Source organism: Acidimicrobiales bacterium, assembly GCA_041394265.1.
Taxonomy (GTDB): Bacteria; Actinomycetota; Acidimicrobiia; order Acidimicrobiales; family SZUA-35; genus JBBQUN01.
Map to the genome: position 1 here is coordinate 2,675,075 of JAWKIO010000005.1, position 20,219 is coordinate 2,695,293.

Here is a 20,219-nt window from a genome sequence, read left to right on the forward strand (position 1 = left end):
ATGACCGTTCCCCGATCCCGCCGTCTTCTGCCTGCTCTCGTCGCCGTACTCGCTCTTGGTGTTGCGGCGTGCTCCGACCCAGTGGATGAAGCGTCGAATGGGGCGATAGCTTCATCTGGCGATGTTTCCGATGGTGCCGTTGGCAACGTCGAGTCGCAAGCGGGGGGCGAGTCGACGCCGAACGCCGATGGACAGGACGCGGCCGATCTTCCCGCCGAGAGCGAGACCGGTGTCGGCGATGATCCCGCCAACGGCGGCGCCCAAACCATCGCCGACGAACCGGCGCCTGTCATCGAATCCGAGGACGGCCTTTCGACCGAGCCGGTCAACGGTGGCGCCGAATCGGCGGCGGGCGACACCTCGCTGGCCGGGCCGGCGATGGCCCCGAGCGCTGCAGAGACCTGCGCGGTTGTCGAGTTCGGCTACCTCGGGTTGCTCGATGGTGACACCGGTCCCGACGTGCAAGCCCGTCTCACCGAGGGCGCAACCAACGCCGCCGCCTCGAGCGACGCTCGCTACCAGGCCGCCGGCGCTGCGCTGCTCGACGCCGTCGGCTCCGACGCCATGTCGAGTCGAGCCGACGAGTTGCTCGCCGTGTGTGCCAGTGATGGATTCGAGAGGTTGGCATGAGTCACAGTGACGGGGCCGTCCTCGACGGTGCGAGCACAATGGGCAGCGTGCATCACCTTCCGAGTGCTCCGCGCCGGGTGCTGTTCGTGTCGTCCTCGGGCGGACACCTGTCGCAGCTGCTGCAGCTGCGCCCGTGGTGGGCCCATCACGAGCGGCGTTGGGTCACCTTCGATCTGCCCGACGCGCACTCGAAGCTCAAGGGCGAGCATCTGATTCCTGCGCACTATCCGACCACACGAAACATCCCAAACACGCTGCGCAACATGGTGCTGGCTCATAAGGTGCTTGCCGATTGGCGTCCCGATGTCGTCATTTCGAACGGTGCCGGTGTGGCGGTCCCGTTCTTCGTCGCCGCACGACTCCGCAAGATCCCCACCGTGTATCTCGAGGTCTACGACCGCATCGATTCACGGACCATGACGGGTCGACTCGTTCGCCCGTTCACCTCTCGGTTCTGCGTCCAGTGGCCCGAGCAGCAGAAGCTCAACCCAGGAAGTGAACTCGTTGGGCCTCTCTACTGATGTGCCGTCGCAACGCCAGGACCCGATGAAGGCCCCTGCCATGTCTCTCTCCCAAGCGAACGACCCCTTGCCCGAAGATCAGATGATCGTCATTTCCGTCGGAACCGACCATCATCCCTTCGCACGTTTGGTCGAGTGGGCCGAGGCATGGGCGAAGGACAACCCGACCTACCGCGTCATCGTGCAACGAGGCACCGTCGCTGCACCGGTGTCGATCGAGAGTCACGACCTCATCCCTCACGACGAACTGCGCCGCCTCTTCGCGGCTGCCCTCGTGGTGGTGAGCCATGGAGGACCCTCCACGGTGATGGACGCCCGGATGGCCGGACGGCTGCCGATCGTCGTTCCGCGTGACAACTCGCTCGGCGAGCACGTCGACGACCATCAGTTGCGGTTCGCCCGTCATCTCGATCTCCACGGCCTGGCTCGCTGTGCCACCACACGCGAAGAGTTCGACGTGCTGATGGCCGAGGCATTGGCGCACCCGGAGACGTTCACGATCCCCCGCCAGGAACTCGAAGCAGCATCCGGTGTGGTCAAGCTCGGCAAGGTGCTCGACGATCTCCTCGGCATCCAGACCCGGCTGACGCCGAACGACATCGAGCCGCACCACCGCCCCGTACTGGACTCGTGACGATGTCGAGCGCCGCATCGGCGACCGACCATCTGGCCGACGCCAAAGCGTCGGCGCTCGACGACCTGTCGGTGTCGGTCGTGATCGCCACCCGTGATCGACCTCAGTTGCTGGCCCGAGCGATTGCCGGCGTGCTCGCACAGGACGACGTTGGCGACCTCGAGATCGTGCTGGTCTTCGACCATTCCGAGCCCGACCACTCGCTTGGACTCGATGAACCGGGACGGCGCATTCGAGTCACCACGAACGAACGCAAGCCGGGCCTCGCCGGAGCCCGCAACTCCGGGGTTGCCAAGGCCACGCACCCATGGGTGGCCTTCTGTGACGACGACGACGAGTGGCTCCCGGGCAAGCTCGCCGCCCAGTTCGCTGCGCTGCGGACGACACCGTCGGCGTTGGTGGCAACCACCGGCGTCTTCATCAACTTCGATGACGAGGACACCGAACGGATCCCTGATCCCGCGAAGCTCACGTTCGAGGATTTCATCCGGGACCGGATGACCGAGGTGCACCCCTCAGCGACGTTGTTCTTGGCCGCGGCGTGGGGCGCGATCGGCCAGGTCGACGAAGACATCCCGGGCGGATACGCCGAGGACTACGACTGGTTGCTACGAGCTGCGAAAATCGCCCCGATCGCCGCCGCCACCCAGCCCTTGGTGCGGGTGTATTGGCACGGCGCTTCGTTCTTCTTCGAGCGGTGGCGCATGATCGACGAGGCACTCGGCTACCTCGTGGACAAGTTCCCCGAGTTCCACGACGACCCGGTCGGCCTCGCCCGTATTCGGGGTCAGCAGGCGGTCGCCCAGGCGGCGATGGGGGAGCGAGGGCGGGCGTTCCGCACCGCTGTCGAGACGTTCAAGTTGTCGCCGAAGGAGCGCCGGGTTCCGGTCGCACTCGTCGTCGCCGCCGGTGTTCCGGCCGCTTCGATACTGAAACTCCTCCATCGGTTCGGTAAGGGCATCTGAGCCGGGTACGATCCGGAGTCCCGCCCTCGTAGCTCAGGGGATAGAGCATCGGCCTCCGGAGCCGTGTGCGCAGGTTCGAATCCTGCCGAGGGCACGCTCTGTAGCACGGCCTCGACCAGCGTGAACACGCCGGTCGAGGCCGTTGTTCGTTTTCTCGCTGTGGCCGAGTCGGGCGTCAGTCGGACGGGAGGCCCGCCGATTCGCCCCAGGCCTCGATCAGGCCGGGTGCCGGCTGCGGCACCATCTCGTCAGTGCCGCCGAATTGGCGGGTGTTGAGCGCAGCGTTGGGGTCATAGACCGGCCAGCCGGGATCGCTCGTGCTCACGAACCTCGACCAGGCGGTCGCGAACTCGTCGGCGACGGCGGCGTTCTCGAGGGTGTCGGCACCGACCTCATCGAGTCGGTCGAACAGGTAGGCCAGTTCGGCGGCATGACAGGCGCCGTACGCCGGTCCGAGCGGTTCGCCGGAGAACAGGCTCGAGTAGCTTCGACCGCCGGCATCGACATGGGCAGCCGCGAGTCGAAGGGCGGGCAGACGGTAGATCGCGTCGGCCAGGAAAAGCGAGCGCAGCCTCGCCAGGTCGGCCGAGGGTGTCGTGCGTCGGTAGTGCTCGAGCAGCGCGTCGGGACGGGCGACGCCGCCCCGGACCATCTCGTCGAGCAACTCCGCCTCGTCGGCGGGCACGTAGGCCTCGCCTTGCAGCACCTCGAAGAGCTGGACCTCGTCTCGGTTGGTGCCGACCAGCAGGTCGATGTGGCGGGCTGCCCCGGCGGCGACGGCGGCTTGTGGGTCGATCGGGAGGACGTCGCCGTCGAGCACGACACCCCACGAGCGGCCGCCGGGGAGGTTGCGGCGACCGATGTCGGAGTCGATGACGCTGCGCTGTGCAACGAGCAGCTGCTCAACAGGGACAGACGTCAGCTGGTCGACCTCGTCGAGTTGCAGCGCAACCAACAGGTCGGCCGCCATCGACGTTGCGATGTCGGCCGGGAAGATCCGAGAGGTGCTCCCGCTCTGGAGAATGGCGCGATCGAACGATGCCGAGGCACCAGGAACGGCGAGCAGCGACCCGATCGAGAATGCCCCGGCCGACTCGCCGGCGACGGTGATGTTGGCGGCGTCACCCCCGAATGCGGCCACGTGGTCTCGAACCCAGCCGAGCGCCGCTGCCTGATCCTGGAGCCCGAGATTGGTGCAGCGCCGCCATGCACTGCCACCGAGATCGGCCAGATGGAGCCAGCCGAGGGCCCCGACTCGATAGTTGGTGGCTACGACGATGGCGTCGAGTCGGCGCGCCAACGCAGCTCCATTGGTCTCGGGCGGCGACGCCGAGCCGTTCTCGAAGCCGCCACCGTAGATCCAGACGAGCACCGGGTACGGTCCGGCCGACGGTGGCACCCATACGTTCAGATAGAGGCAGTCCTCACTCCCCGTCGACCCGGCGCCCTCTCCGCTCAGCGCGGCCACTCCCTGCGCCGGCGGAGCGGGAGCAGCGCCAGCGTCGAGTACCCCGCTCCACGGCGTAGCGGGAAGGGGCGGGCGGAAGCGCAGGTCACCGATGGGGGGTGCGGCAAACGGGATGCCGGCGAACAAGCGTGTGCCGTCGGGAAGCAGCCGTCCACGGACCGCGCCAGCGGCAGTTTCCACCACGGGATCAGTCATCGGCACTCCTCTCTACGCCGGTTCGGTCCGGCAGCTCCATCGCGAGCAGGCTCGAGCTGAGGCTCTTGCCGTGGATGTCGAGTTCGAGCGAGCGGGTGACGCCTCCCGCCAGCGCGTCGTGAAGGACGAACTTGAGGGCGCCGAGCTGCGGGAGTTCGTAGCGAAGAACCGGTCCACGGACACGGTCGCCGAAATGGGTCGCCACTCGCTCGGCCGTGACGTACTCGGCGATGAAGGGGTAGTCGGCGGTGTCGAACACGATCAGTGAGAGATCCGAGGTGTTGCCCTTGTCGCCGGCTCGGCTGTGGGCGATGTCGTGCAGTCTCATGCCGACTCCACGACGGTGCACCTGGTCTCGACATCGAGCCGGGGGATGAGGACTGAGGCGACGGCGATGACTTCGGTCGCGGTTCGCACGGCACCTCCACCGCCCGCAGGCCCGTTGAGCCAGAGCGAGGCAACCTCGTGACCGACGCGCACCGCAGCGTCACGAGTCGGCGCTCGAGCGGCGACCCGCGCTCGGACCTCCATCGGTTCCGCGTGGGAGTCGGGCGTGGGTCCACGATGAACGGCGTCGATGCCGATCAGATCGAAGCGGGCGTCGGTGATCGCGATGTCGAGAAGGTCGAGCCGCTCTCGGACGATGTCGAGCGCCAGCCGGCCCCGGGCCACGGCGTTCGGGCCGGCGTACGAGATCTGACCCTCACCGATGAAGCCGTCGCTGTAGCCCACCGAGACCTTCAGATGGTCGGGGCGCTCACAGCCCTCGAAGCCCGCAGCGGCGACGACATTCTCGGCCATTTGCATGAGGCGGACGCCGGAGAAGTCGGCCACCACGTCGGGCGTGACGTAGGCCGAAGGATCGTGGACCTCGTAGAGCAGCTGTTCGGTGCAGGTGGCCACATCGACGCGCCCGCCCGTTCCCTCCACCTTGGTGATGACGAACGATCCGTCGGCTTCGACCTGCGCGATCGGAAAGCCGAGCCGAGCGAGGTCGGGCACGTCCTTCACTCCGGGGTCGGCGAAGTAGCCGCCGGTCACGTGGCCGGCGCACTCGAGGAGGTGGCCGACGCCGACACCACAGGCCAGCCGTCGCCAATCGTCGAGTGGCCAACCGAACTCGTGTACCAGCGGGGCCAAGAACATCGCCGGATCGGCGACCCTGCCCGCAACCACCACGTCGGCGCCTGCTTCGAGCGCTGCGATGATCGGTTCGCAACCGAGGTAGGCATTCGCCGAGACGACCGATTCCCCGAGATCGTCGAGCGATGCCTCGCGTTCGATGAGGGGTAGGCCGCGTCCGGCGACGAGCGTGAGCACGTCGTCACCCTCGACCGCTGCGACCTTCAGCCCAGCCAGACTCATCTCGGTCGCCACGTCGGCTACGAGGCGGGCGCCGGCGAGTGGGTTCGCTGCGCCCATGTTGGTGATGATCTTCACTCCCTGCCGGGTGCACGGCTCGAGCACCGCCCGCATGCGGGCGCCGAGCCACTCGTTGAAGCCGGCGGCGGGATCTCGCCGCCGCTCGATCTGTGCGAGCGCGATTGTGCGCTCCGCCAGGCATTCGAAGACCAGGTAGTCGAGGTCGCCCCGTTCGGCGAGCTCGACCGCTGGCTCGATGCGGTCATCGGCGAATCCAGCGCCCGCCCCGATACGCAACGGCCTCACCTGTTCTGGCATGGCTCAACTATGGCCCACGACGGTGCCGACGATGCAGCTCGACCTCAGGGCCCGGACGTGGCGGCCTGTGGGTCGAGGCCGGCAGCGAGACGGTCGCTGACGACGACGGCCAGGGCGTGGGCGGCGCGGCGGCCTCGTACCTCGACCTCCGCGTGGGAGTCGCCGTGCTGATCGACGACGACCACCTGCCAGGGCCGGCCGAGGACGAGCCACGCGACGAGCCCGATGACGGCGAGGAACAGCCACAGCAACAGGTCGATGGCAAACCCGACGAGAATCCACACGAACGGGCCGACGAGCAGTGCGAGGAGACCCACAGCGATGACCGTGGCGATTGCCATGATGGCGAGGCCGAAGACCCCCATGTCGTCCAACGGAAGGTCGATCCAGTCCCATCCGCTCCATCCCTTCCTCTCGGAGCGGCCGGAGCGATCTTGCCGACGCTGATTGGACCGTGCTCGCCATCGACGCTCCAACCGATCACTCGGGTTGGGTCGGTGCAACGGCCGGCGGACTTCCACGTGGTACTCGACGTCGGTTGTCTCCGACCGCCCACCACCCGACATGGTCACGGCCCCATCATTGCATCAGGCCCGCGGGTGTGGATCGATGGACAACTCTCTGATCGTGGTCGCTGGCTCAGCGCGTTGCTCGTTTGACGGCGAACATTGCGGCGTCGGCGCGTGCGATGACCGTTTCGGCCGACTCGCCGGGTTCTGGGCGGATCACGCCGATCGACGCGGATGGGATCCAGTCGGCTGTTTCATTGACGGCGACCGGCTTGAGCAAGACCCGCTGGAGCCGCTCGACGATTCGATGGTCGTCGGGCTCCGCGCCGACGTCCATCACCAACAGGAGCTCGTCGCCGCCCCAGCGTCCGATCGCATCGTGCTCGCGGGCAGCTCGCCGGAGTCGGTGTGCGACCTCCACCAGCACGGCATCGCCGGCCTCGTGACCCCAGGTGTCGTTCACCACCTTGAAGCGGTCGAGGTCGACGAAGACGACGATCGTGTGTGACCCAGACGTCGCCAACGCCTGCGCGAGGTGCGCCTCGATCGCTGATCGGTTCAGCAGCCCGGTCAGCGAGTCGTGTCGGGCTTCGACCCGGAGCTTTGCCGTCGTCGTGATGTCATCGAGCGAGCCGATGAACGAAGCAGCGCGACCGTCGCCACCGATGGCACGGAGGCGGAGTCGCCACCAGGTCGTCTCGTCGTCTCCGGCGAGTTCGAGCTCGACCCGCTCGGTCTGGCCAACGATCAGATCGGCCAATGTCGTGTCGAGGCGTCGTCGTGACTCGCCGTCGAAGAGGTCGTGGATGCGCTCGACGCCGGCGCGGCGGTCGAGCAGCTGGCGCCACGCCGCGTTGTGGAACGTGACGTCGCCGTCGATCGTGCAGCGAAACACCGCCGCGGTGACCTCGTTGGCCAGTGCCCGGAAGTCGTCGGCGAGGCGCTGCAGCTCGGCCTCACGCTCGAGCAGCTGTTGCTCGGCCGCCACCTTGTCGGTGATGTCCCACAACACGAGGATGATGTGTCCTTCTCCCGATGGCGGGTTGCGCCGATGCGCATACGAGGTCTCGACCCAGACCCTGGTCCCATCCTTGCGGATCCACTGGCGTCGAGAGGTGTAGGTGCCTTCGGGATGCTCGTTGAGCTGCTTCCACATGCGGATGCCAGCAACCAAGTGTTCCGCCACGGTGAACTTGGCCGGGACACTCCCGATCAGCTCGTCGTGGGAGTACCCGATGAACCGTTCGCTATCGCCCTCGACGGTCATGATCACCGCAGCCGAGTTGACCGTGAAGATCATCCAGTCTGCTGGCCGCTGGTCGAAGAGATGGTCATGATCGAAGCCGCCGTCGACGACTCGACCGGTCGGGTCGATCACGACGAAGAGGTGCCCGAGCACGTCGTCGCCGATGAGGTTGATCATCTGCATCCTGGTGATGGCCGCCGACTCGCCCAGCGTTGACCGGAACTCCGTGTCGAGGAGCTCACCCGGTGTCGTCATCGCCAGTCCGTAGAGGTCGACGAGATTCACCCGATCATCGGGGTGTACTTGATCGAGGATCTCCTCGATCGACTGGTCCAGCACGTCGAACTCGTCGCTGCGCATCCAGTCGGGTACCACCACGGGCTCGCCCAGTTCGCCCCGCACTCCCACGAGCTTGCCCCGAGCGAGCGCCAGGAGTTCGTCGCGTGTCCAGGCATGCATAGGTGGAGTTTCGGTCGCCAACGACCGAACGTGACCCCACCTCCTGGGCAGGGCCGCTCAGCTCGTGGTGCCGCTGGCCACCGCCGAGAACGGGCGATCCTTGTCGACCCGAATGTCACCGGGGAGGCCGAGCACCCGCTCGCCGATGATGTTGCGCTGGATCTCATCGGTCCCGCCGGCAATGGACATGCCGGGAACGGAGAGTGCGATCTGTGCGAAGAGTCCACCGTGCGGTGCGTCGGGGCCGAGCAGGGTGCCCGCCGGACCGAGCATCGTGAGGGCAAGGTCGCGGTAGGCCCGCATCAGACGGACCGATGCCAGCTTGCCGAGCGACACCTCGGGACCGGGCAGCTGGCCGGTCGCCGCCTGGGTTGCGGCCGCACGGAGTCCGGTGAAGCGGGCGATCTCGAACCAGCCGTACAGCCGGGCGAGCTCCTGTCGGATGAGTGGGTCGTCGACCGAGCCGGTCTCGGCGGCCAGTTGGCACAGCAGTCGCCACGCTTCGGAGCCGGTGGGCATGAAGCCGCGAGTGCCGTCGTTCAACTCACCCGATGCGTAGCGGCCGGCTGGCTCGTCGTGGTCGAGCGCGAACTGGATGCCGGCCTCGGCCTCGGGATCGAGCGACCCACGCTCGTACGACAGCGTGCGTAGCGCCACCGACCAGCCGCCGCCGACATCGCCGATCAGGCTTTCGGCCGGCACGACGGCGTCGGTGAGGAACACTTCGTTGAACTCGGCATCGCCGGTCATCTGGACGAGCGGCCGGACCTCGACACCCGGTTGGTCCATCTCGATCACGAAGAAGCTCAGGCCGCGATGCTTGGGCTGGGCCGGGTCGGTGCGGGCGACGAGGATGGCTCGCTTGGCGTAGTGACCGCCCGATGTCCACACCTTCTGCCCGTTGACGATCCACTCGTCGCCATCGAGGACGGCTCGGGTCGACACTCCGGCGAGGTCGGAACCGGCGCCGGGTTCGGAGAACAGCTGGCACCACACGTCGGTGCCGCGCACGATGCCGGGGAGCCACTTCGCCTTCTGCTCCTCGGTGCCGAGTTCGAGCACCATCGGCGCGACCATCATGGTGGCGATGCCATGAGGCGGCCCGTACGCGCCGGCGGCACGGATCTCGTGCTCGACGATGCTGGCATCGGCCGACGACAAGCCTCGCCCCGACCATTCGATCGGGAAGTGGGGGAAGCTCCAGCCGGCATCGGCAAGGCGCGCCCACCATTCACCCAGTGGGAGCGACGGGTCCCAGTTCTCGGCCAACCACGATCGGACCTCGTCTTGCAGGGCGCTTGCGCTCGTGGGGCTCTCGGTGGCGGCTGCCGACGCAGCGCTCATCACTTCGCCTCGTCTTCGCTGATCCCGGCGATGTGCAAGGCCTTGCGCTTGGCGCCTTCGAGGTCGTAGTGGCGGCGGGTGACGATGCGCTGGGCATACAGACCGCCACCGGCCTGGATGTTGGTGACCGCCTTCCAGCCACCGTAGGCATCGGCGGTGAGGTCGCGGATCGTGTGCATCAGACGGGCCCGGTACTCCCCGTCGATCGCATTGCCGGTTGACATGTACTTCTTCGCCAGGTGCCCGACGTCGGCGTTCTCGAAGTCGGCAGGCACCGGTGCGGTCAGGACTGCTCCGCCGGCGATGTCGTGGACGTGGCGGACCATGGCGTTGTAGTTCGCCGCTGCGTGGAACTTGCCGGCGTTCGTGAAGAGCTCGTTGGGGAAGGCCGCTCCCTCCGGGCCGATGTTGCAGTTGCTCACCGCCGCTTCGAGCGCAGCTCGGATGAGCGTGGCGTGGATGATCATCTCGGAGATCTTCTCCTTGATGTGCGAGATGCCCGCAGTGCCGTTGGCCTCGGCGACCAACTGGGCCAAGCCGACCAGCTCGTCGGCTTCCTCGACGAACGCAGACAGGCCGCCCAGCCGCTCCCACAAACCGAGCGAGTGGGCGAACACGGCGGCGAACGCGGTCTCGCCGTCGAGGAAGACCCGCTCATGCGGGACGAACACGTCGTCGAAGATCACGAACCCCTCGGGGAAGTGGTGGCCGCCCGAGACCGGGAACGAACGAACGTCCTCATGACGCGGGGCGTAGGTGGTGTTGATGATCTTCACACCCTCGGCGTTGACCGGGACCACGCAACCGATCGACCAGTCCTCCTCGCCGGCCTTCATGGCCTTGGTCGGGATGGTCAGCAAGTCGTGCCCGAACGAGGCGCCGGTGATGTGGAGCTTTGCGCCCCGAATGACGACGCCGTCGCGTTGGCGGTCGACCACACGAACGTAGGAGTCGAGGTCGTCCTGCTTCGCCGGCGGGCGGCTGCGATCACCCTTGGCGTCGGTGATGCACTGGGTGATGCGCACATCGGACCGTTGGGCCTCTTCGATGTAGGCCGACATGCGCTCGATGTAGTCGGGCTTGAGGTCGGTCATGCGACCCGAAGCCGTCTTCAGGGTTTGGATCGACGTGTTGGTGACGTGTGCCATCATCCCGGCGTCGTGGAGGAGCGGGATCATGTCGCGCAGCTCCTCGGCCGAGGTGGGCACGGCGAGGAGGGGGCTCGTGGCATCGGGGGTGGGGTCGTACCAGCGGTCGTAGCCCTCAGCAGTGATGTCGACGGTCTGGCCGAGCAGCGGGTGCCCGGGCAGATCCTCGATCCGCTCGCCCTCGAAGTAGGTGGCGCGTCCGTCCAACAACGACGCCTTGTACTGGTCCCCGGTCAACATGTCGTACTCCCTCGGCCGAGTGGTTCGGCACTGGTGCTTTGTCCCTCGAAGCAACGTAGTGGCGCCGCTGGCCCGGTACGAAAACGCCAGTCCGTGATCGTCACGAGCCGCCCCTGAGTTGGGCTTCGAACTGTCCGGACTGGAGCCCATCGTGGCGAACTGTCGACACTGGAGCTCAGTTCCGGGCTTCAGTGTGGACAGTTGGCTGGTGTGGGCTCGAGTGTCGACAGTTGCTGCCGAGCTGGGTCCGGCCGCCGGGCCGGGTCGCCCGGGCCGGGTTGGCCGGCCGCTCGCTTGGTGAACGGGAGATGGCGGTGAGGTGAATGCTCGTGCCACGATGTCGCCGATGACGCAGACCACGCCAGCGACGGACAGCTCCGAGCCGGTCGCGGCGCCGGGCAATGCCCTACGGGTACGCAACTTCCGCTTCCTGTGGCTCAACAACATCGCGTTCTTCCTCGTCGCCAATGCCGAGCGGTTCCTCTTCGGTTCGCTCGTGCTCGACCACCTCGACCGGGGCGAGTCGGAGCAGGCGCTGGTCATCGGAGCGCTCGGGCTCCCGGCCCTCTTCCTCACGCTGCACGCCGGCGTGTGGGCCGACCGGATCGATCGCCGCAAGATGCTCATGACCACCCAGATGGCCGGGGCCGTGGTGATGACCTGCACCGCGCTACTCGTCGCCTCGGGCCGGCTGACCGTCGGCTGGGCGATGCTCGCCGCCGCCTTTGCCGGCTCGGCCGCAGCGCTGGGGTCGCCTGTTCGCTCGTCGCTCGTGCCGGCCCTGGTCGAAAAGCATCAGCTGTATAGCGCCATTGCCGTCAACGCGTTGGCGATGACCGCCTCGCTGATCTTCGGGCCGGTGGTGATCCGTGCCGTCCAACGGCAGGTGGGCTTCGCCGGGGCGTTCTGGTTCCAGGCCGGGCTGATGCTGCTCGGCGTCGTCTTCCTCGTGCAGCTACGAGTGCCCCACCACGAAACGGTGGCCACGCGGCGCAAGATCTCCGCCGAAGTTCGAGACGCGCTCTCGCACGTGTGGCATGACAACGCGCTCCGCACGCTGTTCGGTCTGCTCATCGTCGCCAGCCTGTCGATCAACCCAGCGGTGATGGTGACCATGCAGGCGCACGTGAAGACAGCGTTGGGTCGAGAAGCCGGCGATGCAGCCATCCCCCTGGCATTCATGGGACTCGGCATCGCCATCTCCTCGGTAGTCGTGATGAAGAGCGGCGACCTTCCCAACAAGGGCACGCTGTTCCAGCGGGCGGTGATCGTGGGGTCGTCGGTGACGTTCTTCATCGGTCGCTCGACCAACTTCGGTGTCGTGTGCGCCCTGGCCCTGCTGATGGGGCTCGCCGGCGGCTTCTACATCAACATGAACCAGGGACTCATCCAGGCCAGCACGCCACAGGCGTTGATGGGGCGAGTGATGGCCCTCTACACGCTCGTGCAGGCCGGTTTCATGCCGATCGGTGTGTTCGTGCTCGGCAACCTCTCCGAGGCGTACGGCACCGGTGCGGCAATCAGTGGCGTCACGGCCGTGGCGTTCGCCATCTTCGTCACGGTCTACGTGCGCAATGCCGAGCTCCGGCGTCTCGGCTGATCCGGCCGACCGATCGCGCGAGCCCGAGTGGCAGACTCCCGGCATGAAGATGATCGGGCTGCTGGGCGGGATGAGTTGGGAGAGCTCGGTCGAATACGAGCGAATGATCAATCGAGGTGTGCGTGAGGCGTTGGGCGGCACGCATTCGGCCGACCTCATCGTCCGTTCCTACGATTTCGCTCGCATCGAGGAGCTCCAGGCGGCGGGGGAGTGGGAGGTCGCCGGCGAGCTACTCGGCCGCGATGCTCGACGACTCCAAGACGCCGGAGCCGACTTCATCGTGCTGTGTACCAACACCATGCACGTCGTGGCGCCGGCGATCGAGGCGGCGATCACGGTCCCGTTCCTCCATCTGGCCGACGCAACGGCGAGAGCGATCCTCGATGCGGGACTCGACACCGTCGCACTCCTGGGGACCAGGTACACGATGGAGGAGGACTTCTACCGTGGTCGATTGGAAGCCCACGGTCTCACCGTTCGAGTTCCGGATGGTCCCGATCGCTCGATCATTCATGACGTGATTTACGACGAGTTGGTGCAGGGAGTCATCAACCCCGAGTCGAAGGAGGCCTACATCGACATCATCGATCGACTGATCGACGACGGAGCCCAGGGCGTCATCGCGGGTTGTACCGAGATCGAACTGCTCGTCGGCCCCGACGACGTGACCGACGGCGACGGGGCGCTGATGCCCTATTTCCCGACCACGCGAATTCATGCCGACGCTGCGGTGGCGCTGGCCCTCGACGGCGTCCGTACGAGGTCGCCGCACCACGACGACTGAACACCGGTCCGAAACCGCACGCGGCGAACGCGAGGGCTTCGGGCTCGATCGAGTAGGTTGCGAGTGCGAACCGTACCGGTTGCGTTGCGAAGTCGGCGCTTGGAGAACACTGGATGGTGCGATCATGCATGGCTCCCCGGGGGCCAGCTCCTAGCGACGACGTGTCGAGCAGGAAGCGCAGGTGGTGGAAGTTGTGATGCGTAGCTACGAAGAGCTGAAATCAGCTTCCCTCGGCTGGACCGTCGAGGAAGGGGAACCGGACTGGATTCTCGAGCTCGAAGGTGACTCCAACAATCCGCCCCTGTGGCTCAACCTCTTCAAGTCTCCGCTGGAGAGTTGGGAAACCGACGAGCTCTCCACGTTGGCCGTCGGACTGGGGGTGGAGAGCCTGCACATCCACGCCAGGTTTGCGTGCGCCAGCGAGAGCGGTCCCTATCGGATGGGCGTCTTGGTGGAGAAGCGCAACCCCGAACGACCGGCAGACGTGGTTCTGACCGCCCGGCTCATCGTCGATACGGTCGTTGCTCCACATTGGCACGACACACCAGAAGCCTCGCCCTCCACCTGGTATCGGGCCGTCGAGGCGTGGTTGGGCGCACTTCCGTCGAGCTTGACCGATGGCCTCGAGGTGCGAGATTGGACCGCCGAACAGTTTGCCGAGGCGCACGCCAAGAGATGGTTCGGGCCCGGCACCGAAGAAGCGGTGTGGGTCGGTTTCCGGGAACCACCATGCAGGTGGGTGTTCTCGTAGCGTGCGTCCGCCAGGTGTCATTCGTCAATCCACCGCCTCGACGAGCCGCTCGCGATTCCTCACGTCAACGAGGGGAGTATGGCGACACGACCGGATGGCGTGCGCAAGCACGCAAAACCCGGCAACCTGCCGTCCGATTTCGGCGGACAGAGTGTTTTCGTCGCCGCGCCACGACGGATGGAACTGCTGATGCGCCTCTTCGATGAACTGGAAGCCGAGTTCCCTGACGTGTTCGGAAACGTTCTTCGCGACCCTGAGTGGATTCTGCGGCTCGACGAACACGACCAGCCTGCGATGTGGACTCGATCTCATCACCTGGCAGCGCTTCGTGGTTGCTCGGTCGACGAGATCGCCACCCTGATGCTTGGGTCCGCGATCAAGAGCTTGCGTATCCATGCCGACTTCGTGTGCTCGACCGCACAGCGGCCATTCGGGTTGAGTCTTCGGCTTACTGACCACGGCTTTGATGAAGCGTTGGAGGGTGTCCCCGACATCCGGCTGTGGGTGGCACCCGAGGTTGGACGACTTCGTACATGGGACTACGCGCTGCGCCCCTCTGATTACGGGCGAACTGTCCAACGATGGCTCGACACGCTCCCACTCGCGCTGACCGAAGGTCTCGCGGTCCTCGAAGATCCGCCTGAAACCCCGGCTGACTATCGGTCAGTATGGATCGTCTTTGACGAACCGCCGTGTCGCTGGATCACGCCCGAGCGACTCGCGCCGATCGAGCGGCCTTGACGATCGTCGTAGCGAAGCAAGTTGCAGGCGACTACTGGCAGGGGTCGAACTCCCTCCGGACCCCGCTGACGCTGTGGACCAGCTTCGCTGCGAAATCGAAACGGCGCATGGGTCTCTTGCTTCCGCTGCCGACCCCGCACAACTACCATCGACGGGAACCAGATCGGTTCGGTCGCCGTCTCAGGTGGCATGAACCGCACGCCACGCACTGATGCCCGATCGTTTCGGGCAACGACTGCTCGCCTTCTGACGCTCCTGCTCGCCCTCACACTGGCGGCTTCCGCCTGCACGTCTGGCAGCGGGAGCGAAGGTGCAGCGCCCACGATCACCACGACCGACGATGACCCGACAGAGACCGGGCGTGGCTGGTTGGACGGCAGCCCAGCCGACGCCGATGCCTCGTTCGGCGGCGGCGACGAGGAAGCCATGGCGACGGCAGAAGGCGACATGGCGATGACCACCACGATGGCCAGCGGCGGCGAGGCGGCCGAGAGCGCAGACGGGGCGCGGGTGGTGATGGAGGAGCCGATCGATGCCGGGCCACCTCGGGCGGGCAGCATCGACGACAACGAGTCGTTCCAGGACTACCTGGCCTACCTCGAACGAATCGCCGGTCTCGGCCTACCGGTACGAGCGGTCGACGTGAGCACTCAGCATCGGGTGGTCGTCACCGGCACGAATGGGCTTCCGGTGGCCGGCCTGCCGGTAGTCGTGCGGCAGGGCGACGTCGAAATCGGGTCGGTGCGGACGGGCGCCGACGGTATTGCGCTGCTCCATCCCTCGGCGATGGCCGGGTGGGACGGCGCCGGCCAGCTCGTGGCGGTGGCCAGCGGCGTCGAGGTGGCGCTCGACGCCCCGACCGTCGAGATCGCGCTCGACCAACCGGGGGGTGTCGACGGAGCGATTGCGCTCGACGTGCTCTTCCTGATCGACGCCACCGGTTCGATGGGCGACGAGATCGAACGCCTGAAGCAAACCGTTGAGGAGGTGACTCGTCGGGCATCGGCGCTCGACACGCCGATCGACCTGCGGCTGGCCCTGACGGTGTATCGGGACGAGGGCGATGCCTACGTGAGTCGGACCTTCGACTTCACCGGTGACATCGACTCCTTCCGCCAGGCGCTATCGGAGGTCGTCGCCGAGGGTGGTGGCGACTATCCCGAGGCGCTCGATGAGGCGCTGGCCGATGCGTTGACCAAGCCCAGTTGGCGCAACCCTGACACGACCATCCAGCTCACGTTCCTCTTGGCCGACGCGCCGCCCCAGGTCGGTCGGCAAGTCGACCAGCCTTACGACGCCAGCATGACGATGGCCGCCGAGCGCGGCATCCGGATCTTCCCGATCGCCTCGTCCGACAGCGACGACCAGGCCGAGTACGTCTTTCGTCAACTCGCCCAGTTCACCGGCGCCCGATTCGTGTTCCTGACCTACGGGGTTGGCGGTGCTGCGCTTGGCGAGTCGAGTGACATCGAATCGATCGACTACGAGGAACTGCCGCTCGAGGATCTGCTCGTTCGTCTGATCGCCGAGGAGTTGGCCGACCTGACTGGGACGGACGTTGCCCTCCCACCAGCGCAGTCGACGACCACGACGACCGAGCAGTGATCCGGTTGGGTGTCGAGCAACTGTCTCAGGTCTGCAGTTCCAGAACGTCGGCGACACCCTCGATGGCACTCGGCCACGACGAGGGTGGCTCTGCTGGACGAATGACGAACTTCGAGAATCCCACGGCGAGAAATGCTTCGATCTGTTCGGCGAGTCCGGCAACACCGATCGCGATCACGTCGTCGGCGTCGAGGTCGTCGCGGCGGGCCGCGACCGACGCTCGGACCGCCGGCGAGATCGACCGCTCGACCCAGGTGAGGTTGACGCCGAAGTGCTCGCGGTCGATCGTTCGGCCGGCTTCTTCGGCCGCGGCGTCGATGACCGCCTTGCCGGCGGCCGCCTCGGCCGGGGTGCAGAGACCTGGCATCCAACCCTCGCCGATCCGACCGCAACGACGCAGCGCCGCCGGTACCTGACCACCGAGCCACATCTCCAGCGGTTGCTGTTTCGGCCGCACGGCGAGCTGGACGTCCTCGTATCGGTGGTGTGTGCCGGCGAAGGTGAGTGGTTCACCTCGCCACAGTGTCCGCATGATGTGCATCGATTCCTCGAGCATGCGGGTGCGCTCGCCGGCGTCGACGCCCTGCGCTGCCAGTTCGGCTGGCTGACGGAGACCGAGGACGGCGTTGATCAGGACCCGGCCACCCGACAGCTGGTCCAGTGTCGCCAGCTGCTTGGCCAGCAGCACCGGGTTCCGACCGGGGAGGATGAGGTGGGTCCCGAGCTTGAGCCGATGGCGTCGGCCGGCCGCGACCGAGAGGGCGGCGATCGGGTCCAGGGTGGACGTGGTGACGACGTCGGGCACCCAGATCGAGTCGTACCCGAGGTCGTCGACGGCGTCGACGAGATCGAGGAAGGCCGCCGCATCGTCGGCGACCCCGACGCCTGCCGCCACGCCGATGCGCACTTTGAATCCTGCGGTCATGCGCCGTGTCTAGCCGACCACCCGCACCTTTGGAGAGTTGACACCTCTGAGCGGCATCAACTCGCCAAAGGTGCCGTCAGTCGGTGGGGCCGATGGGGAAGCGGGTGGCGATGTGATGGTTGGCCGAGCGTTGGGCGGTGACGGCCGCGGCGAGGATCAGGCCACCGCCGACGAGCTGCACCGCCCGCATCGGCTCGTCGAGCAGCGCAGCGGCGAACACGAGCGTGAAGGCCGGCTCGGCGGTGGAGATGACGGCAGTGGGCGCGGCGCCGATTGCCTGGATGCCGGCAAAGAGCAGCGGGATGGCGATCAGCGTCGGCACGATCACGACGGCGGCCACGATGATCCACTGGCCTGCCCCCGACGGGAGGTCGAGCCGACGCTGGGTGGCGAGGTCGAGCAGTGTGAACCCGACGACGGCGCCGACCATGCTGTGGGCGGCGATCGAGAGCGGTGGGACGCCCTCGAACGCCATCTCTCCGAGCAACATGTAGCCCGCAAGGGTGGCGCCGGCGGCCGCGCCGAAGGCGAGGCCCGCGCTCGACGCATCGGCTCCCGACGGCGCTCCGAGGATCACACCCAGGCCGGCAAGCGCGACGCCGACACCCACGATCTGGAGCCGGTTCGGTCGCGTGCCGAGTACGGCGGCGTAGAGGATGACGAAGGCCGGTGCGAGATAGAGGAGGAGCGCAGTGGTGCCGGCCGAGATGCGGTGGAGCGCGGCGAAGTAGAAGCTCGTCTGGGTCGTGTAGACGAGGCCGGACCCGAGCAGGAGCACGCGGGTGTGCCGAGGAAGCGTCGAGCGGAAGGCGCCGAACGTGGCGAGCACGGCCGCCGCCACCCCGAATCGCCACTGCAACAAGGTGTTGCTCCGCAGTCCGTCGTCGGCGGCGAGACGGCCGAAGATGGCGAGGGTGGCGAACGCAGCGGCCGACACCAGGACGTAGCCCACGCCTCGTGGCGAAGCGCCTGGAGCAGGGTGGTCGATGTGCAGCTCCCTCGGCGACCTGGGCACGACGCTGGACGCTACCGTCGGTCGGCCCCACACGGTCGCACGGTTGCCCGAGCCGCAACCTTGGCGAGTTGTTGCCGCTCAGGGGTGTCAACGCTCCAAAGGTGCGTAGGTGTTGGTGAGCTGGTGGCCGATGTCGGCCAGGAGGGTTCGGACGGTGGCCGGTTCGACCAGTTCGAGTGCCGCGCCGAGCCCGGCCACCAGGCCGGCCAACGCCTGCTCGCTCTGCGCCGCCATCGTGACGTCGTAGCGTCCGTCGGGTCGGGGCTCGCCGATGGTGAGCGAGGAGCCGAAGAGAAATCTGAGCGGCCCCAGGGTCCAGGGATCGGCGATGCCGGTGGCGGTCACCGGACGTTGACCCCGATCGACCGATTCGGTGATGGCGGCCCAGGCCTCGCGCAGGTCGAAGTCGGCGGGCGTCTCGCTCGGCTCGTCGAGCACCTCGACGCCGGTGACCCGACTCACACGGAACGTTCGCTGTCCCTTTGCGGTCATGGCGACCAGGTACCAGACGCCCGCCTTGGTGACGAGCCCGAGCGGATGCACCACACGGACACTCGGCGCCGCGTTGGCGCCCCGGTAGGCGAGTTCGACCTGGCGTCCGGCCAGCAACGCCGACTGCAGCGGTTCGAGGAAGTCGAGTGGCTCGGGACGGTCGTTGCGTCCCCATCGAGCCGGATCGATCATGACCGCCTCGGACGCCCGAGTTGCTTCGCCCCGGAACGACTCGGGCAGCGCTTGCACCAGCTTCTGCGCCGCCGATCGCAGGGCCGGGCTGGCCACCGCCGAGGTCCCGACCGTCAGGAACAAAGCCTGCGCCTCAGATGCCGTGAGCCCGGTGAGATCCGTGCGAGCGTTGCCGATCAACTGCCAGCCGCCGCCCCGCCCTCGTTGGGGGTAGACGGGAATACCGGCCATCGACAGCGCCTCGAGGTCACGGCGGGCGGTGCGAACGGAGATTTCGAGTTCTTCGGCGAGTTCATTGGCAGTCACCCGTCCCCGAGCTTGGAGGACGAGCAGGGCAGCTACGAGTCGGTCGGCGCGCATGATTCGAGCATTTCATACAAAGTGGCCACCAGATGGCCACTTCATCCGTTCACGATGCGATCCATGACTGAAACCATCACCTCCAGCCCCAACTCCACCGCTGCTGCTCACGTCGATGTCGCTCCGAACGGCGCACTGCCGGACCTGCGTCCCTCGTTCGACACGGTCGTCGATCTCGCTCGAACCGTGATCGATGCCATCGGACCCGATGATCTGCGCCGGTCGACGCCGTGCAGCGACTACGACCTCGGCCAGCTGGCGTCGCATCTCGTCGCCGTGATCCAACGGGTGGCGGCCGTTGGACGTCACGAGGATCCCTGGTCGGTCCCGCAGGAAGCTGCGGGTCTGGAGCCGAGCGGTTTCACGGCTGCGTGGGACGCCGCCGTCGCCGACCAGCGTTCGGTGTGGGCCGATGACTCGGTGCTCGGAGCAACGCTGGTCCTGCCCTTCGGCGAGTTCCCCGGTGCTGTGGCGATCGCGACCTACATCGGTGAGGTGCTCGTGCACACCTGGGATCTCGCCTCGTCCCTGGGGATCGAGGTCGACTGGCCGACCGAGATCGTTGAGCGTGCCGTGATGGGGGCGAAGATGAAGCTGCCCGAGGAGGGGCGGGGTGAGTACATCCCGTTCGATCCGGTGGTGCCGACTGCCGAGGACGCCCCGGCGATCGACCGGCTGGTGGCATGGATGGGCCGCAGGCCCTGACCCGGGTGGT

Annotated in this window: 20 protein-coding genes and 1 tRNA gene; 11 read left to right on the plus strand and 10 right to left on the minus strand. The window is 66.9% G+C overall.

Annotated features, from left to right (window positions below):
- From R2733_13055 to R2733_13075, 5 genes are all read left to right on the plus strand, one after another.
- Positions 1-630 (plus strand): hypothetical protein, encoded by a 630-nt coding sequence (locus R2733_13055; GenBank protein ID MEZ5377428.1) that lies wholly within the window; start codon positions 1-3, stop codon positions 628-630.
- Between the two features lie 47 nt (positions 631-677).
- Positions 678-1,151, plus strand: coding sequence for a hypothetical protein (locus R2733_13060; GenBank protein ID MEZ5377429.1), 474 nt, complete (start codon positions 678-680; stop codon positions 1,149-1,151).
- A 40-nt stretch (positions 1,152-1,191) separates the two neighbouring features.
- Positions 1,192-1,785 carry a glycosyltransferase gene (locus tag R2733_13065; GenBank protein MEZ5377430.1) on the plus strand — a complete coding sequence of 198 codons (594 nt, stop codon included), beginning with the start codon at positions 1,192-1,194 and terminating at the stop codon, positions 1,783-1,785.
- Between the two features lie 2 nt (positions 1,786-1,787).
- Positions 1,788-2,750 (plus strand): glycosyltransferase family 2 protein, encoded by a 963-nt coding sequence (locus R2733_13070; GenBank protein MEZ5377431.1) that lies wholly within the window; start codon positions 1,788-1,790, stop codon positions 2,748-2,750.
- A gap of 22 nt (positions 2,751-2,772) precedes the next feature.
- A tRNA-Arg gene (locus R2733_13075) sits at positions 2,773-2,844 on the plus strand.
- Positions 2,845-2,925: 81 nt separating this feature from the next.
- Here R2733_13075 and R2733_13080 read toward each other — a convergent pair.
- The 7 genes from R2733_13080 to R2733_13110 all read right to left on the minus strand — a co-directional run bounded on the left by R2733_13080 (position 2,926) and on the right by R2733_13110 (position 11,039).
- Positions 2,926-4,413: a carboxylesterase family protein gene (locus tag R2733_13080; GenBank protein ID MEZ5377432.1), complete on the minus strand. Its 1,488-nt coding sequence runs from the start codon at positions 4,411-4,413 to the stop codon at positions 2,926-2,928.
- Positions 4,406-4,741, minus strand: a complete 336-nt coding sequence (locus R2733_13085) for a hypothetical protein (protein ID MEZ5377433.1) — start codon at positions 4,739-4,741, stop codon at positions 4,406-4,408. The genes R2733_13080 and R2733_13085 overlap by 8 nt, the downstream gene beginning before the upstream one ends.
- The gene (locus R2733_13090) at positions 4,738-6,093 is read right to left on the minus strand and encodes an acyclic terpene utilization AtuA family protein (protein ID MEZ5377434.1); all 1,356 of its coding nucleotides are present in this window, start codon (positions 6,091-6,093) and stop codon (positions 4,738-4,740) included. The genes R2733_13085 and R2733_13090 overlap by 4 nt, the downstream gene beginning before the upstream one ends.
- Before the next feature lie 44 nt (positions 6,094-6,137).
- On the minus strand, positions 6,138-6,458 hold the full coding sequence (locus R2733_13095) for a hypothetical protein (protein ID MEZ5377435.1): 321 nt from the start codon (positions 6,456-6,458) through the stop codon (positions 6,138-6,140).
- A 274-nt stretch (positions 6,459-6,732) separates the two neighbouring features.
- Positions 6,733-8,307, minus strand: a complete 1,575-nt coding sequence (locus tag R2733_13100; GenBank protein MEZ5377436.1) for a diguanylate cyclase — start codon at positions 8,305-8,307, stop codon at positions 6,733-6,735.
- A gap of 57 nt (positions 8,308-8,364) precedes the next feature.
- Positions 8,365-9,651, minus strand: coding sequence for an acyl-CoA dehydrogenase family protein (locus R2733_13105; protein MEZ5377437.1), 1,287 nt, complete (start codon positions 9,649-9,651; stop codon positions 8,365-8,367).
- Complete coding sequence (locus R2733_13110) at positions 9,651-11,039, minus strand: 4-hydroxyphenylacetate 3-hydroxylase N-terminal domain-containing protein (GenBank protein MEZ5377438.1); 1,389 nt, start codon at positions 11,037-11,039, stop codon at positions 9,651-9,653. The genes R2733_13105 and R2733_13110 overlap by 1 nt, the downstream gene beginning before the upstream one ends.
- A gap of 346 nt (positions 11,040-11,385) precedes the next feature.
- On the opposite strand from R2733_13110, the gene R2733_13115 reads away from it, so the two are divergent.
- The 5 genes from R2733_13115 to R2733_13135 all read left to right on the plus strand — a co-directional run bounded on the left by R2733_13115 (position 11,386) and on the right by R2733_13135 (position 16,520).
- On the plus strand, positions 11,386-12,639 hold the full coding sequence (locus R2733_13115) for an MFS transporter (GenBank protein MEZ5377439.1): 1,254 nt from the start codon (positions 11,386-11,388) through the stop codon (positions 12,637-12,639).
- A gap of 43 nt (positions 12,640-12,682) precedes the next feature.
- On the plus strand, positions 12,683-13,423 hold the full coding sequence (locus R2733_13120) for an aspartate/glutamate racemase family protein (GenBank protein MEZ5377440.1): 741 nt from the start codon (positions 12,683-12,685) through the stop codon (positions 13,421-13,423).
- A 196-nt stretch (positions 13,424-13,619) separates the two neighbouring features.
- Entirely contained in the window at positions 13,620-14,174 is a 555-nt protein-coding gene (locus R2733_13125) for a hypothetical protein (protein ID MEZ5377441.1), read from the plus strand.
- Between the two features lie 78 nt (positions 14,175-14,252).
- A complete protein-coding gene (locus R2733_13130) occupies positions 14,253-14,915 on the plus strand; it encodes a hypothetical protein (protein ID MEZ5377442.1) in 663 nt (220 codons plus the stop codon).
- 189 nt (positions 14,916-15,104) lie between these two features.
- Entirely contained in the window at positions 15,105-16,520 is a 1,416-nt protein-coding gene (locus R2733_13135; GenBank protein ID MEZ5377443.1) for a vWA domain-containing protein, read from the plus strand.
- A 25-nt stretch (positions 16,521-16,545) separates the two neighbouring features.
- Here the strand turns inward: R2733_13135 and R2733_13140 are convergent, their stop codons facing one another.
- From R2733_13140 to R2733_13150, 3 genes are all read right to left on the minus strand, one after another.
- Positions 16,546-17,445: an LLM class flavin-dependent oxidoreductase gene (locus R2733_13140; GenBank protein ID MEZ5377444.1), complete on the minus strand. Its 900-nt coding sequence runs from the start codon at positions 17,443-17,445 to the stop codon at positions 16,546-16,548.
- 76 nt (positions 17,446-17,521) lie between these two features.
- Positions 17,522-18,460 (minus strand): DMT family transporter, encoded by a 939-nt coding sequence (locus tag R2733_13145; GenBank protein ID MEZ5377445.1) that lies wholly within the window; start codon positions 18,458-18,460, stop codon positions 17,522-17,524.
- A gap of 87 nt (positions 18,461-18,547) precedes the next feature.
- Positions 18,548-19,504: a YafY family protein gene (locus R2733_13150; GenBank protein MEZ5377446.1), complete on the minus strand. Its 957-nt coding sequence runs from the start codon at positions 19,502-19,504 to the stop codon at positions 18,548-18,550.
- A gap of 63 nt (positions 19,505-19,567) precedes the next feature.
- Between R2733_13150 and R2733_13155 the strand changes: the two genes are divergently transcribed.
- On the plus strand, positions 19,568-20,209 hold the full coding sequence (locus R2733_13155; GenBank protein MEZ5377447.1) for a TIGR03086 family metal-binding protein: 642 nt from the start codon (positions 19,568-19,570) through the stop codon (positions 20,207-20,209).
- Positions 20,210-20,219 lie beyond the last annotated feature (10 nt).